This is a genomic window from Ochrobactrum sp. RH2CCR150 (assembly GCA_014138095.1).
GTDB classification, from domain to species: domain Bacteria; phylum Pseudomonadota; class Alphaproteobacteria; order Rhizobiales; family Rhizobiaceae; genus Brucella; species Brucella gambitense.
Genome location: JACGXE010000002.1, coordinates 568,219 through 583,133 on the forward strand (window position 1 = coordinate 568,219; position 14,915 = coordinate 583,133).

Genomic DNA, 14,915 nt, shown 5'->3' on the forward strand with positions numbered 1-14,915 from the left:
TAACCAGTCCTGCAAGGAAAGTAAGAATTTGACCTTAGCTTAAATAAGTAAGTATCGATTCTTTGACGTTCTGCCGCTAAACTCCTGGGTCTGTATGGGCGAGAGCACATGTCGAAAACTGCGAGACGCGGTTGCCGGGAAGAATGTGTGCGAGAAAAAGTGGCTGGAGCGCCGGTCTGACTTGGTCAGTTCAGAACGCGCTTTAAGGGGTGCGGAGCTAAATCTTGGAGCTAGACCAAAACACGCTATTTTTCGCAGCGGGCTTATGTTCGCTTGCGGTGGCGCTAACGATTTTGAGCGTCTGGTACCAGAACCGTTTGGACAAGTTCCTGCTCTGGGGCTGCCTGGGCATGATCCTGCTCGGCTCTGGCGCAGTGCTCAGCTATTCGGGTCTTCTCGCTCTCGTTCCCTCTACAGTGATCGCTTTCAGCCTGATGACCGTCGGTTTCGTTTTTCTGTTCGTTGGTGCAAAGCAGATTTCGGCCCGACGGGTGCCAACAGGTTTTCTCCTTTTGCTGTCCATCGTCGCAATTGGCATTGTTGTGCTGCCCATCCTGTTAGGCTTCGTGGGCGTTGGCATCGCGACCTTCAATTTTGTCGCGGCATTTCTGCTCTACATCACGGCCAAGGAATATGGCTCGGTCTATCACGAGGCCCCGGTTCCGGTGGTCGGTATGATGACGCTCTATCTGCTGACAGCGGTTTCGTTTTTCCTGTGCGGTTCCGTCATTGTCTTTCAACAGCAATGGGTGATGACCAGCCTGCCGAGCAATCTGGCTGAAGATTTCAATGCCATCATGGCGCTCATCGGCATTACCGGCATCGGGGCGCTATCGCTGACCTTCACGCAATCGCGTATTGCGCGGCGTCATGCCAATGAAGCGCGCACCGACAGCCTGACGGGCCTGCTCAACCGCCGGGCGCTTTACGACTGTCTGGCGGTCGATGAGATGCGTGCGGGCGATTCTGTGATTGTGTTCGATCTGGATGCGTTCAAGTCGATCAATGACAGTCACGGTCATACGGTCGGGGATCGCGTATTGCTGGAATTCGCAAGCATCATCCGTGCCCATGCCGGTCAGGGCGCGATTATTGCGCGCATCGGCGGTGAGGAATTCGTGCTTATCCTGCGGCAGACCTCCAATGTGAATGTTCTCGCGACTGCTGATAAAATTCGCAAGGCTTTCGCGGCTGCCTCGTTCGACACGACACGCGATCCATTCAGCACGACCACGAGTGCGGGTATCGCCTTCCTCACGGCGGCTGATTCCGGGTTTGAGACCGTTTTCCGTCGTGCCGACGCCGCGCTTTATCGCGCCAAGGATCTGGGCCGTAACCGGATTTGTACCGAGTTGCAGATCGTCGCCTGATCGATTTCACATGTCTCTGGAAAGGGCTTTAGGGCACGTCAAAAACGTGCCTTTACGCCTTACTATGGGGAAATTATCCACGAAGTCTGGTTATTCCTTCCAAATTGGAAGGAGTTAGCTTCATTCTGCCCGACTAATCAACGAGCGCTTTTTTTGAGATTGTCCGTTTCAACAATCACTGTTTTGAAACGAGGTTCATCGTGATCGACAATCGTACCGCGCCTTATGCGATCTTCATTCTGCGTCTCGCACTCGGCATTCTGTTCCTGGCCCATGCGGGTCTGAAACTCTTCGTCTTCACCCCTGCCGGAACGGCTGCCTTCTTCGGATCGCTCGGCCTGCCGGGCTGGTTCGCCTATGTCACCATCCTCTGGGAAATTATCGGTGCCGTCGCGCTGATCATCGGCGTCTATCCGCGTGTTGCGGCGGCTGCTCTGATCCCGATCCTGCTCGGTGCGATCTTCACGGTCCACGGCGCAGCCGGCTTCTTCTTCACCAATGCCAATGGCGGTTGGGAATTCCCGGCATTCTGGATTGTCGGTCTTGCCGTGGTGGCGCTTGCAGGCAACGGCGCTTTTGCGTTGAAGCCGGGCGCATCCGCAAACTGACAACAAAACGCACTGTTCCGCAATGCGGGGAGGTGGCCTATGCTCCTCTCCGCACTTCCCCCGATCATCAAGGATACATGCCATGCTCGTAGACGGAAAATGGACTGAAGACTGGCAACCGGTCCAGGCCAAGGATGAAAAAGGCGGCTTCGTGCGCCAGATTTCCGGCTTCCGTAACTGGGTCACCCCGGACGGCAGCGCGGGTCCGACCGGCGAGGCGGGCTTCAAAGCCGAGCCCGACCGCTACCATCTCTACGTCGCCTATATCTGTCCCTGGGCGTCGCGCACGCTGATCGCGCGAAAGCTGAAAGGGCTGGATAAGCTCATTTCAATCTCCGTCGTGGAGCCAGCGTTGACGGATCAGGGTTGGCGTTTCGGTGACTATCCGGGTTCCAACCGTGATAGCCTCAACGGCGCGACCTATATGCATGAGCTTTATACCAAAGCCGACACCCACTATACGGGACGCGCCACCGTGCCGGTTTTGTGGGACAAAAAGACGAAAACCATCGTCAATAATGAATCTGCCGATATTGTCCGCATGTTCAATACCGGCTTTGGCGATCTCGCCAATAACGATGTCGACCTTTACCCGGAGCCTTTGCGTGCGGAAATCGATGCGCTGAACGAGCATATCTATCCAAGCCTGAACAATGGCGTCTATCGGGCCGGTTTTGCCACCACGCAGATTGCCTATGATGAAGCTTTCCGCGATGTGTTCCGCACGCTGGACGAGCTGGAAACCCGCCTTTCAGGCGATGGACCATTCTTGTTCGGGGATCGCTTCACCGAAACGGATATCCGCCTGTTCGTTACTCTGGTGCGCTTCGATGCGGCCTATCACGGCCTGTTCAAGTGCAATCTGCGGCGGCTGGTTGACTACTCCGCGCTCAGCATCTGGCTGACGCGCATTCTGGATATTCCCGGCATTCGCGAAACGGTCAATATCGATCACATCAAGCGCGGCTACTATTCCATCAAGGCGCTGAACCCCACCGGAATTGTGCCGCTTGGGCCAGATTTGCCGGGGTTGGCTCCGGTTCACATTTGAAAGTGAATGACAGACAGATGCATTCTTTGATTATCTTTCTCCACGGTGTCGGCAGTCGCGGGGCGGACCTCGCTTCGCTTGGCGAGTTCTGGGCCGATGCCTTGCCCGGCGCGGCGTTCGCAGCACCGGATGCGCCCTTTCTCTTCGATCAGGGCGGTAATGGGCGTCAATGGTTCAGCGTCAGCGGTGTTACGCCCGCCAATCGCCCGCAGCGAATTGTCGAGGCGCGTGCGGCTTTTGATGAAACTCTGACGCGGATCATTGGCGAGCATGGCTTTACCGATAAGCTCGACCGTGTAGTGCTCGTCGGTTTTTCCCAAGGCGCGATCATGTCGCTTGATGCGCTTGTTTCGGGTCGCTGGCCCGTTGCCGCCGTGGTTGCCTTTTCCGGCAGACTGGCTTCGCCGGAACCTTTCACACCGACACTTGCGACACAGGCCCTGCTGGTGCATGGCAGCGCCGATCCGGTCATTCCGGCAAGCGAATCCGAAAGCGCAAATGCGCGCCTTGCCGGTATCGGTGTGAACTCCACCTGCCATATTCTGCGCGGCGTCGGGCATACGATATCGTCTGAAGGCGCGGTCATGGCTGCCGCGTTCTTGCGGTCTGTTTTGAAGCTTGGATAATTTCCAGATTAAGCTATTTTCCTGCCTTGTGAGACGGAAAACAGCTGGAATGGAAGTAATCAATGGATCGGCTTGATTGCGAGCGCATGTTTGTTGCTGTGCTGGATACGGGCAGTTTTTCTGCGGCGGCGCAGCGGCTTGGTACAAGCAGCGGTCAGGCATCCAAACTCGTATCACGGCTGGAGGCTGATCTTGGCGTTCAGCTTATCAAGCGCACCACGCGCGCCTTGTCGCCGACCGAGGTTGGATACGCCTATTATGAGCGCATGAAGGGTCTGTTACAGGACTTTGACGCGCTCGAAGCCTCGGCGCGCAACGCATCGGGTGCCCCCACCGGGCGTATTAGGCTGACAGCGCCGATGTCATTCGGCACCTTGAGGCTGACGCCAGTATTGCTGAAATTTGCGCAGTCTTTTCCCGATATCCAGATCGATGTTAGCTTTTCAGACCGCGTTGTCAGTCTGGTTGATGAGGGGTTCGATATCGGGGTGCGGATCGGTAAGCCGCTCGATAGCAGCCTCATTGCCCGCAGGCTATGCGATGCCCGGGTGGTTCTTGTTGCCGCGCCGTCCTATCTCGCCGAGCACAGAGCGCCGGCTCACCCGCAAGATCTGACACAGCATAGCTGCATAATCGATACGAATTTCCGCGATCCCTATGTCTGGCGTTTCGCGCCGCAGAGCGGGGGCGATGCCGAGGCGGTCAATGTCACAGGCCGTTTGCATTTTTCCAATGGCGAGGCTTGTCTCAATGCGGCGCTGGCCGGATTGGGCATTGCGCATGTGCCGACATTCATCGCCGGTCCATCCATCCGCGAAGGGCGGGTTCAGCGCGTTTTGGGAGAATTTGAAAGCAAGCCGCTTGGCATTCATGCGGTCTATCCGCCAGCGCGCCATCTGGCGATCAAGGTGCGAACTCTGGTTGACTATCTGGCGGAGTGTTTTCGCGGCGAGCCCGATTGGGATCGCGGCTGGGATTAAAATGTTATGCCCGCCGAGAAGGCGGGCATATAGCGGGCTATTTCGTATCAGGCTTCGAAGCGACTGACTTCAAGTCCGGTGCCGATTGGCAGAAGCACACTGCCGATGCCCGGCTTGGCCCTGATGGCTTCGCCATAGCGTTGAAGATTTTCACCGCCGGGTCGGATCATATTGTCCGCCACGACAATCGCGCCGTTATTGAGCTTCGGATAGAAAGCTTCAAGGCACGGAACGTACAGGTCTTTCCAAAGATCGAGGAAAACAAGGTCGACCTTTTCCGGTAGCGCTTCGATCATCGCGACGGCATCGCCAATCCTGAAATCGATATGGTCGGCCAGACCAGCCTTCGTTGCCATTTCCTTTGCAAAGTCGGACTTGTAGCTGTGGAGCTCCATGGTGATCAGCTTGCCGCCGGTGGCGCGCGCCGCTTCACCGAGCCAGATGCCTGAATAGCCGAACGAGGTGCCGATTTCGAGGATAGTCGGCTTGTGCAGGCTTCGCGCCAGCGTGTTGAGAAAACGTCCCGTGTCGGGACCGATAGCGCGCATGCGCATATCCTGCCCGCCATCGCGGCCGCCTGTCGCTTCGATGCGGGGCTCATCACGCTCCTCACGCTGACGCGCATGATATTCATCGAGGACAGCCTGTACCTTCTTGTCCAGCATATGCTCGCCAACAGTCAGCTTGCGCCACTGGATGGCAAGCTCTTCGCGGAAGGCAAAGCGCACCAGATGCCGTTCGACGACATCCTGCAATTGCGACAGCGAAGGCTGGTCTGGCGAGGTAAGGGCAAGATGCAGAAATTGGTCATCGGCGCGCAACCGGCATTCGCCGATGGGAAAGCTGATTTGTCCCGCCTCCGGATCGAAGGTGACCGGCAGCTTATGCGCAAAGTGCTTGGCAAGCTGCTGTAAATAGCGGCTGGCGTGAGTGGTCGCGATAGCTGCCGCGGATTCCGCGGCAGCACTGGTCGAAAGGGGAGCATTCATCAGCTTTCCTCCACAATCCGCGTGGCTTCCTTGAGAGCAGCCACGATTGCTTCGGCGCTTGCGGCATCCATTGGACCACGATGCAGTCTTTGACGAACGGTCGCCTTCAGACTTTTCAGCGCATGGATGACCTCATGCGGCATGCCGCCATTGTGTTCGGCAAAGCTGTTTATTCTGCTCAACAGAGCATCGGCAGCGGCGCGGTTCGCGACCAGAAAGGCCTCGCCTTCCGCCGTGATGCGATTGAGCTTTTTGCCTGAATCACCCGGTTCGGTGACGGTGTAACCCATATCCTCGAGCCATGAGAGTGTCGGATAAATCACGCCGGGGCTTGGCGTATAGACGCCTTGCAACCGTTCGGAGATATCCTTGATCAACTCATAACCGTGGCGGGGCCGTTCGGCGATCATCGAGAGGACGAGCAGGCGTAAATCGCCATAGTCGAAGATGCGTTCGCGACGGTGACCGCCTCGGCCACCACGCCGTTCGCCTCGACGTTCATCATGCTCGCCTAATGGGTGTTCGGCGTGGGGATGATCGCCGCGATGACGGCCAGGTCCACCAAAAGGACCTCCCCAACGCCCGCCTCTGGGGTCGCCCCAATGATCGCCCCCATGGTGGCCATGGCGTCCGTGACGATGGTGGGTTTCTTCTTGTTCCGGATTTTCTGGACGGCGATCCGGATCGCCATTTCTTGTGTTTGTCATGACCACAAGATAAATCTCGATATATCGAAAAACAAGATATATCGAAATAAATTTTTCGTAATGTTTTTTGACGCCCGTCAGGTGAACAAAAGATCGACCTGCGCCTCGAACATGGTTGCGGTGTCGATCAGGTTGTCCTGTCCAAGCAGGCCGTTATGGACAATGCCCATCCACACGGGCGCGGTGAGCAGGTGGGGATAGGCTTTCAGGATAGTGCCCTTCAGCTCGCCGCGTTCTTCGGCCACGTCGATCAGCCAGCGTATCCGTTCCAGAAACGGCTCGTAGACTTTGGTGCGATAAACTTCCGTGAGATAGGGAAAGGCGTGGCCTTCAGCGAGTACAAGCCGCGCCACGGTTGCGCGTCCCTTGTCTTCAATGGTTCGCATCACCGGGATCATCGTGCGTTTGCAATAGTCGGAAACCCGCTCGTCTGGCCGGATGGGAAAGTTTTCAATTTCGCCAAGCGGGTTGGTGACGATATCGCGGACGATACCGGCAAAGAGGTCCTCTTTCGTGTCGAAATAGCGATAAGCGGTGCCTTTCGCGAGGCTCGCGCGCTCGGCGATACCGGCCATGGTCGCGTTGGCATAGCCCTTGTCGAGGAACTCCCGCATCGCAGACCGGATGATCATTTTGCGGGTTCGCGCGGTTTTTTCGGGGCTGGGACCGCGTGTTCTGGGCGCCTTCACCACTATGCGAGGCTGGGCCTCTTGCGCTTCAGCACGATTGGTCTTCGGATTAGGGACCATGGCTGTCATCCTCTCTTCATTGCATAGTCATGTCAAAGCAGCTTGCCAAACGTTCCTCCATTTGAATGGGTGATTGCTGCGGTTGCTCCTGACATAAGTTGTTACGTATTACGCTGCACAAGACCATTGCACTTTCTTGCCGAAAATAATTTACGTGCGATATTGTGTTTAATCGCAATTGCAAGAAGTTTGATAATCCGTCAATTTCGTGTCGTTGCTTGAGCAATCGCGGAATTTTTATGGATTTTCTATAGGAAGAATTCTTTTCTTGAAAAGTTATCTGCGACGATCGAAGCTTAAAACATGCTATTCTCGATCATGGTCGAATATAGAGCATGGATCTAATATAGCGTGATCGCATAAAACTTCGAGTCCACGGCCATGACGGGAAAACTTTCGGGCAGGGTGCTGCGCTCCACTTCGGTAAAGCCGTTCTTCTCATAGAAGCGGTGCGCGCCGAGAAATTTGTCGGTGGTTCCAAGATAGATGCGGCGAATGTTGTTTTCTCCCGCGTGGACGAGCAGGGCTGACAGCAGTTTACTTGCAGTGCCGATGCCGGAACCGCGATAGGGCGCAGCGACGAACATTTTCCGCAAGGCGGCTTCATTGTTGCCGATATCCTTGAGCGCGATTGTGCCGACGACCTGTCCGTCATGCTCCGCAACCCAGAATTCTCAGGCGCCAGATCGATAGAAACTGTCGACGGCATTCAGGTCAGGCTGGTCCTGCGCTGTGATAGCGATGCCATATTCTTCCTGCTGGATCGGCAGAATGACGGAGAAAACGCCTTCCAGATCATTCTGTTGAAACGGGCGAACGGTGACGGAAGCGGGTGCAGCTGTGTCGGTCATGGGGAACGATTCATCAGAGGAAGGGATAGCGGAATGTTATCCCAAAAGCAGTCGAGATCAATTGGTTCTCATCATGATCTTTAGAACTTGCGATAGACGAAACCGTCTGGAATTGGAGCGGAAGCGTTTTCCTGCGCCATTGTCGTGACCATATCGCGAAGCGGTGAGCGCATGCAGACCGGATCGGTTGCGCTCGCATCGCCGGCAAGCGCCATCGCCTGACAGCGGCAGCCGCCAAAGTCGATGTCCTTGCGCTCACAGCTCCGGCAAAGATCGGGCATCCAGTCATCGCCGCGATAGGCGTTGAAGGCCTCGCCATCATACCAGATATCGGCCAACCCTTTGTCGCGAACATTGTCGAAATGAAGGGAGGGGATGGTTTCTGCCGCATGACAGGGCAATACGCGCCCGTCCGGCGTCACATTCAGACCGACGCGGCCCCAGCCGCCCATGCAGGCTTTCGGATAGGACGAATAATAGTCAGCCGGAACATAGTCGATCACCAGCCTGCCTTCGAGGCGCTTGCGCGCTGCTGCGACTGTCTGATTGGCTTGGGCAACCTGTTCGCGCGTCGGCAAGAGTGCTGCCTTGTTCTTCTCCGCCCAGCCATGAAATTGCACGGTCGCAATTTCGATGCGGCGCGCACCAAGCGTCAAAGCAAGCTCCAGCATCGCGTCGAGCTGTTCCATATTCTGCTTGTGGCAGACTGCATTGACGGTCAGCGGAATGCCCGCAGTCGTGACCCAATGGGCCACCGCCATCTTGCGCTCGAACCCGCCTTTATATCCGCCGATCCGATCAGCTGATGCAGCATCGGTGCCTTGTATGGAAAGCTGCACATGATCGAGACCTGCCTGCCCAAGCGCTTCTACACGCGCCTCCGTAAGGCCGACGCCTGATGTGATCAGATTGGTGTAAAGGCCAAGTTCAACGGCAGCTTTCGTCAGTTCTAGAAGGTCCCGCCGTGCTGCCGGTTCTCCACCGGACAGGTGCAGGTGCAGGACGCCCATTTTCGTTGCCTGACGAAAGACGCCGATCCACTCTTCAGTCGAAAGCTCCTGCTTTGCGCCAATCAGTTCCAGCGGGTTGGAGCAATAAGGACAGGCAAGCGGGCAGCGATGCGTCAATTCGGCAAGCAAAGCCATTGGCGGCGGTGCCAGCCGCTTCAGCTTTGCTTCCTGAATTGCCAGATTCATCCCAGAACCTCGATCATACGGCGGTTGGCGAGTTCCTGAACAAAGGCCAGCACATCGCTTCCGACCTGTTCGCGTGGTGCGTTAAACTCGGTGGCAAAATCATCGCAAATCGCATCGACGCTGCGGACGCCATCAAGCGCATTGACGATCAGGATCGCAATATCGTCGAGCGCCATGGCGCGCTCAGGCGCGAGAAGCACGGTTTGTCCGCGCACCTCATCGACACGCAGTCTCACGCCGCGCGCAAGTTTGACGATGTCTGACGGTTTGATGGTGACGCTGGTTGTCTCGCTCATGCGGAAACCTTCTTTTCTGCCAGAGCTTTGTCCCATCCGGCATCCACGCCTTGCTTGCCGTCCCATGCGCCGGGTGGGATCATGCCGGGGGCCACATAAGCCCCATAAAGCGCATCAAGCTGCGCCCATAGAACATCGGTCTTGAAGGTCAGCGCCGCGGCGACAGCATCCTGCTTTTCCAGAGTGTCGGCGTGTTCCAGCACATAGGCAAGACCATATTCAACGTCCACCGGCGCTTCATTGAGCCGCTGGCGGAAATAGGACAGGGCCTGTTCGTCGGCGAAGGCATAGTGCTTCAACAGGCCAGCAATGCGGTCCTTGTGGATTTTGGGTGCGAAGAGTTCGGTCAGCGACGACGCGACTGCATCCAGAAGCGGCTTGTCACGGACATAGTGCACATAAGCACCGACCGCAAAGCGCGTTCCCGCCAGAATGCCCTTGCCGGACGCCACATAGTCGGGATCAAGGCCGACGGCTTCGGCCAGCTTGAGCCAGCGCCGGATGCCGCCGCCTTCATGGATACCGCCGTCGTGGTCTTCGATCCGCGAGCGCCAGGCGCGGCGCATATCGATATCCTCGCAGCGCGAAAGAAAGGCCGCATCCTTCATGGGAATGCTGCTTTGATAGCAATAGCGATTGATCACCCAGGCGCGCACCTGGGTGATGGTGCATTCGCCACCATGCAGCCGGATATGGAACGGATGCTTGTCGTGATAGCGCTCGTGACCGATGGCCAGAAGGCGGGCGTGGAATGTCTCCTTATCGGCAGCGTCTTTCATAGAGCGATCTCCTTGCCGTCAAAGGCGATTTCAAACCCGCTGTGCTCAACCAGCTTTCGTTCGGGACCATCACGCCAGACCGGGTTCGTATTATTGATATGGACGTATATTTTGCGATCCACAGCGACATCGGCGAGCGCTTTCAGGCTGCCATCGCCGCCGGACATCGAAATGTGCCCCATGCGACGGCCGGTCTTGATGCCGGTGCCCGACTTGATCATCTCGTCATCGGTGAAAAGCGTGCCGTCGAAATAAAGAACATCGGCGCCACTGATCCGTGTCTTGAGGTCGTCGCGCACCACGGCGCAGCCCGGAATGTAATAGACCCGGTGCTTTGCCGTGACGAGTTCGACCCCAACGGTCTGTTCGCCCTCAAGGGTGGTGTCGGGGTTTTCGCCTTCCATGAAGAGCGGCACTTTTCCCGGAACTGGAAATAACCGCGCTTCAATACCCGGAACCAGCATGAAGGGTTCATTCAGTGCCACGATTTCCCGTGTGACGAATGCGGGATCAAGCGCGGTGAAAATAGGGTTGGCAGCGAGGATATCGCGAATAGCGGCAGTCATCACCAGTCGAAAAGACTGCTTTTCCCGCAAGGTCAGAAGACCGGCAATGTGGTCGATATCGCCATTGGTCAGCAGAACGGTCTTGATCGGGTTATCGCGCAGCGCACGCGGATGCAGCGCGGCTGTGTTGATCAGCTGCTGGCGTATATCGGGTGATGCATTGAGCAACGCCCAGTTTTCACTATCCGATGTGACTGCCAGCGAGGATTGGGTCTGCGGCGCAATCCCGTCCGGCAAGCCCGATCGGGCCAGACGGCAGTTTTCGCAGCCGCAATTCCATTGAGGGAGACCGCCGCCAGCGGCGGCCCCGATCACAATTGCGCGGAACTCGGTCATGAAACTGTTCACGCGTCTTGGGAGGCGTGTCAGAACAGGACTGGTTCGTCGCCGTCTGCCGGTGCATAGCGATTGATTTCCATGCCGCAGCTAACTTCGATGAACTTCGGTGCATGCCACGACACAGGCTTCTTCAAAGGCTTTGTCATAAGGCTTCTCCTTGGTTGGACGAATGATAACATTCTACCACCTATAAACTAGGAAGAGCTACAGAGTTTGCCAGACCAAACCAGCTGCAATTTTTTGCGAGTTATCCTTCGGCGCTGTCCGGCCCGCCTTTTTTGTCCTTGAGTGGTGCATTGCCGTGAATGAGTTCGCGCCCCGCATAAATGCCGCCGGTGACTTCGATTGTAAGGCGGTCGCCGTCGCGACGACGAACATCTTCCATGACACGCTCACGTTCCTCTTCATCGACGTCGAGCATTTCCAGCGCCTTTTCGCCAAGAGCCAGCGCCGATTCAAAGGTTTCGCGGATTTGATATTCCACACCCGCATGGATCAGTTCGATGGCATGTTCACGGTCGAAAGAGCGCGCCAATACGGGAACGAGCGGAAACTCCGCTTTCACCAGTTCGGCTATCTTCAGGCTCGCTTCGCGGTCGTCAACGCCGATGATGATCAGTCTTGCACGATTTGCACCTGCAGCATGCAGAATGTCGAGGCGGGAACCATCGCCGAAGTAAATCTTGAAGCCGAAATCGCGCGCATTGCGGATAGCGTCGGTACTGGTTTCGATAATGGAAATCGAACAGCTGTTCCCGAGGAGCGGCTGGCTAACAATCTGCCCGAAACGTCCAAAACCGATCAGCAAAACACTGGCCGACAAATTGTCCGCTGTCTCGACACCTTCCATCGAAGGCGCAGGTTTTGGCATAAGCCGGTCATGCAGAATGATCATGATCGGTGTGAGAGCCATGGAGACGATGATCGTTGCTGTCAGGATTGCATTGGCCTCGGCATCGATGATGTTGACCGAGGTCGCGGCAGCATAAAGGACAAAGGCGAATTCGCCGCCCTGAGCCATCAGCACGGCACGCTCGACAGCTTCGCGATTGCTGGCGCGAAACAGACGGGCAACCGCGTAAATACCGATCATTTTCAACAGCATATAGGCGATCACAGCGACAATGATGAGCTGCCAGCTGGCCGCGATCACTGCAAGGTCAAGCGACATGCCGACGCCGAGAAAGAACAGACCGAGAAGCACGCCGCGAAACGGCTCCACATCCGCTTCAAGCTGGTGCCGGAATGAGGATTCCGACAGAAGCACGCCAGCCAGAAATGCGCCCATCGCCATCGACAGTCCGCCGAGCTGCATGGCCAGCGCGGCGCCCAACACGACGAAAAGTGCTGCCGCCGTCATGACCTCGCGGGCTCTGGCTTTGCCGAGAATGCGGAACAGCGGATCGAGCAGATAGCGACCGGCCAGAACCAGACCGGCGATGGATGCGAGGCCAATGGCAACGCCGGTCAGACGATCGGCCAGTGTTGTTTCTTCGCCGCCGGGTGCCAGAAAGGCAACGAGCGCCAGAAGCGGCACGATGGCAAGGTCTTCGAGCAGCAGTATCGCCACGATGCGGCGTCCTTTTGGAAGGCCCATGGCACGTCGTTCTTCCAGCATCTGCATGACAATGGCGGTTGACGTCAGCACGAAGCCGGTGCCTGCAACGAAACTCTGCGCGACCGGATAGCCAAGCGCGAGGCCGACAAAGGTCAGTAGGCCGATGCAGAGTGCAACCTGCGCCAGACCGAGCCCGAAGATTTCACCACGCATTGACCACAGGCGCGAGGGCTGCATTTCCAAACCGATGATGAACAGGAACATGACGACGCCAAGTTCGGCGACGTGCAGAATGGCCTGCGGATCGGAAAACAATCCAAGCCCGAATGGACCGATGACCAGTCCGGCTGCAAGATAGCCGAGCACCGAGCCGAGGCCGAGCCGTTTGAACAGGGGAACTGCAATAACGGCTGCGCCTAGAAGCACGACAATGGGAACAAGATCAAAACCGCCGTGATGGGCAGCCTCGGCGGCATGTGTTGCAGTTTCAGCGGCGGCCATTGGCTATTTCCTTGCCGGTTGCCAGCATCAAGCGTGGCGAAAATGTGGGGGAGAGCAAAGATTACAAGAAGAATCGGATGTTCCGAAGCAAATGTACAGATTGCCATTGGGATGAGCGAGTCTCGACCTGTCACACACAAAAGCAAATATTGCCGCGCTATGGTCTATTGAAATTGTTTTTTGCGATATCCATGTAGTTTATGCCCGCTAGAGGAAGCGGGCAATTGGGGAGGTCCGTCGCAAGGCGGCTTTGTGTCTATTTGGGAGGATATATGCGTAGGTTTATTCTGGCCGTTACGTCGGTCGCTGCGTTGGCGCTCGCTGGCTCGGCTTCGGCGGAGGACTACAAGCTGCTAGCGCCTGCTGCGCCGGGCGGCGGTTGGGACCAGACAGCACGCACCATGCAGAGCGTGCTACAAGACGAAAAGATTTCCAGCAGCGTGCAGGTCATCAACGTACCGGGTGCAGGCGGCACCATCGGTCTGGCGCAGTTCGTCAATCAGAACAAGGGCGACGCCAGCCAGCTGATCGTCGGCGGCTATGTGATGGTCGGCGCAATCCTGACCAACAAGTCGCCGGTCACGCTGGAACAGGTGACGCCGATTGCGCGCCTCACGGGCGAATATGAGGCCATTGTTGTTCCCGCCGCATCCGATATCCAGAACCTCGGCGATCTCGTCGCCAAGCTGAAGGCTGATCCGGGTTCCGTATCCTGGGGCGGCGGCTCGGCAGGTGGCACTGATCACATCACGGCAGGCCTTTTCGCAAAGGCGGCTGGTGTCGATCCGACCAAGGTGAACTACATCGCATTTTCGGGTGGCGGTGAAGCTCTCGCGGCAATTCTCGGCAATCAGGTAACGGTCGGCATTTCCGGTTACGGCGAATTCGACTCGCAAATCAAGGCCGGTACGCTGCGCATCATCGGCATTTCGAGTGACCACCGTATTGACGGCATCAATGCGCCGACCTTCAAGGAAGGCGGCGTGGACGTCTCCATCCAGAACTGGCGTATGGTTGCTGCCGCTCCGGACATCACCGCCGAGCAGGAAGCAGCAATCAATGCCGATGTCGAGAAGCTGGTGAAATCTGAATCCTGGCAAAAGGCGCTGAAGGACAAAGGCTGGGCGGATACCTATCTCGCCGGCCCGGCCTTCAAGGAGCAACTCGCCAAGGATGTTGCAGCCACCGAAACCATCCTCAAGGAAATCGGCCTCGTCAAATGACAGGATCTCAACAGCAGGAAGAGCGTCGCCCTGAAGGGGCGACGCCGGATTTCGCCGCTCTTGTCATCGCTTTCATTCTCGGCGCCGTCGCCATTGCCATCGCGTGGTCCACAGCCTACGGCAACGATGTGATGAGTTACTCGCCGGTCGGCCCGAAGACTGTTCCCTATGTTGTTGCAGCCGGATTGTTCGGCCTCGCGATCTGGACGGTCATCGAAGCGCTACGCGGCGATTTCCCCAAAAGAGAGCACCAGGAAATTGCCCCCATGGCATGGATCATCGGCGGTCTGGCTATCCAGATGCTGACGATGAAGACAGCCGGGTTTTCGCTCGCCACCGGATTGCTGTTCGCAGCAACCGCGCGCGGCTTTGGCTATCGCAAGTTCTGGATCAGCGTTCCCGCAGGCATCGTCTTTGCCTTCGTGATCTGGTTCATTTTCGCGCGTGGTCTTCAGTTGTCGCTGCCGTCCGGCTGGCTTGAACGTTTCGTCTAGAGCGCGTTTCGATCTGATTGGATCAGATCGGC

At 56.9% G+C, this 14,915-nt stretch carries 16 protein-coding genes and 2 pseudogenes; 7 read left to right on the plus strand and 11 right to left on the minus strand.

What is annotated here, in order from left to right; translation table 11 throughout:
- Positions 1–224: 224 nt before the first annotated feature.
- The 5 genes from FHW03_RS06230 (at position 225) to FHW03_RS06250 (ending at position 4,635) form a co-directional block, all read left to right on the plus strand.
- Positions 225–1,370, plus strand: a complete 1,146-nt coding sequence (locus FHW03_RS06230; RefSeq protein WP_182519833.1) for a GGDEF domain-containing protein — start codon at positions 225–227, stop codon at positions 1,368–1,370.
- Between the two features lie 200 nt (positions 1,371–1,570).
- Positions 1,571–1,978, plus strand: coding sequence for a DoxX family protein (locus tag FHW03_RS06235; RefSeq protein ID WP_182519834.1), 408 nt, complete (start codon positions 1,571–1,573; stop codon positions 1,976–1,978).
- An 82-nt stretch (positions 1,979–2,060) separates the two neighbouring features.
- The gene (locus tag FHW03_RS06240) at positions 2,061–3,029 is read left to right on the plus strand and encodes a glutathione S-transferase family protein (RefSeq protein ID WP_182519835.1); all 969 of its coding nucleotides are present in this window, start codon (positions 2,061–2,063) and stop codon (positions 3,027–3,029) included.
- A gap of 17 nt (positions 3,030–3,046) precedes the next feature.
- Positions 3,047–3,655 carry a dienelactone hydrolase family protein gene (locus FHW03_RS06245; RefSeq protein ID WP_182519836.1) on the plus strand — a complete coding sequence of 203 codons (609 nt, stop codon included), beginning with the start codon at positions 3,047–3,049 and terminating at the stop codon, positions 3,653–3,655.
- 62 nt (positions 3,656–3,717) lie between these two features.
- Positions 3,718–4,635, plus strand: coding sequence for a LysR family transcriptional regulator (locus FHW03_RS06250; RefSeq protein ID WP_182519837.1), 918 nt, complete (start codon positions 3,718–3,720; stop codon positions 4,633–4,635).
- A gap of 47 nt (positions 4,636–4,682) precedes the next feature.
- Here FHW03_RS06250 and FHW03_RS06255 read toward each other — a convergent pair whose 3' ends face one another.
- From FHW03_RS06255 to FHW03_RS06305, 11 genes and pseudogenes are all read right to left on the minus strand, one after another.
- The gene (locus FHW03_RS06255; RefSeq protein WP_210277200.1) at positions 4,683–5,297 is read right to left on the minus strand and encodes a class I SAM-dependent methyltransferase; all 615 of its coding nucleotides are present in this window, start codon (positions 5,295–5,297) and stop codon (positions 4,683–4,685) included.
- Between the two features lie 36 nt (positions 5,298–5,333).
- Positions 5,334–5,624 (minus strand): annotated as a pseudogene (locus FHW03_RS06260) (DUF2218 domain-containing protein); the annotation flags it as partial.
- Positions 5,624–6,331 carry a PadR family transcriptional regulator gene (locus FHW03_RS06265; RefSeq protein ID WP_182519838.1) on the minus strand — a complete coding sequence of 236 codons (708 nt, stop codon included), beginning with the start codon at positions 6,329–6,331 and terminating at the stop codon, positions 5,624–5,626. The gene FHW03_RS06265 and the pseudogene FHW03_RS06260, both read right to left, overlap by 1 nt.
- Before the next feature lie 77 nt (positions 6,332–6,408).
- Positions 6,409–7,080 (minus strand): TetR/AcrR family transcriptional regulator, encoded by a 672-nt coding sequence (locus FHW03_RS06270; RefSeq protein ID WP_182519839.1) that lies wholly within the window; start codon positions 7,078–7,080, stop codon positions 6,409–6,411.
- A 341-nt stretch (positions 7,081–7,421) separates the two neighbouring features.
- Positions 7,422–7,931 (minus strand): annotated as a pseudogene (locus FHW03_RS06275) (GNAT family N-acetyltransferase).
- 80 nt (positions 7,932–8,011) lie between these two features.
- Complete coding sequence (pqqE, locus tag FHW03_RS06280; RefSeq protein ID WP_182519840.1) at positions 8,012–9,127, minus strand: pyrroloquinoline quinone biosynthesis protein PqqE; 1,116 nt, start codon at positions 9,125–9,127, stop codon at positions 8,012–8,014.
- On the minus strand, positions 9,124–9,423 hold the full coding sequence (gene pqqD, locus FHW03_RS06285) for a pyrroloquinoline quinone biosynthesis peptide chaperone PqqD (protein ID WP_182519841.1): 300 nt from the start codon (positions 9,421–9,423) through the stop codon (positions 9,124–9,126). Before pqqD ends, pqqE begins: the two co-directional genes overlap by 4 nt.
- Positions 9,420–10,202, minus strand: a complete 783-nt coding sequence (gene pqqC / locus FHW03_RS06290; RefSeq protein ID WP_182519842.1) for a pyrroloquinoline-quinone synthase PqqC — start codon at positions 10,200–10,202, stop codon at positions 9,420–9,422. Before pqqC ends, pqqD begins: the two co-directional genes overlap by 4 nt.
- On the minus strand, positions 10,199–11,104 hold the full coding sequence (pqqB, locus tag FHW03_RS06295; protein WP_182519843.1) for a pyrroloquinoline quinone biosynthesis protein PqqB: 906 nt from the start codon (positions 11,102–11,104) through the stop codon (positions 10,199–10,201). The genes pqqC and pqqB overlap by 4 nt, the downstream gene beginning before the upstream one ends.
- Positions 11,105–11,133: 29 nt before the next feature.
- Complete coding sequence (pqqA, locus tag FHW03_RS06300; protein WP_182520067.1) at positions 11,134–11,229, minus strand: pyrroloquinoline quinone precursor peptide PqqA; 96 nt, start codon at positions 11,227–11,229, stop codon at positions 11,134–11,136.
- Positions 11,230–11,354: 125 nt separating this feature from the next.
- Entirely contained in the window at positions 11,355–13,166 is a 1,812-nt protein-coding gene (locus tag FHW03_RS06305) for a monovalent cation:proton antiporter-2 (CPA2) family protein (protein ID WP_182519844.1), read from the minus strand.
- A gap of 272 nt (positions 13,167–13,438) precedes the next feature.
- On the opposite strand from FHW03_RS06305, the gene FHW03_RS06310 reads away from it, so the two are divergent.
- Both FHW03_RS06310 and FHW03_RS06315 read left to right on the plus strand, forming a co-directional pair.
- Positions 13,439–14,389, plus strand: coding sequence for a tripartite tricarboxylate transporter substrate binding protein (locus tag FHW03_RS06310; protein ID WP_182519845.1), 951 nt, complete (start codon positions 13,439–13,441; stop codon positions 14,387–14,389).
- Positions 14,386–14,883 (plus strand): tripartite tricarboxylate transporter TctB family protein, encoded by a 498-nt coding sequence (locus FHW03_RS06315; RefSeq protein WP_078336873.1) that lies wholly within the window; start codon positions 14,386–14,388, stop codon positions 14,881–14,883. The genes FHW03_RS06310 and FHW03_RS06315 overlap by 4 nt, the downstream gene beginning before the upstream one ends.
- Positions 14,884–14,915: the final 32 nt, after the last annotated feature.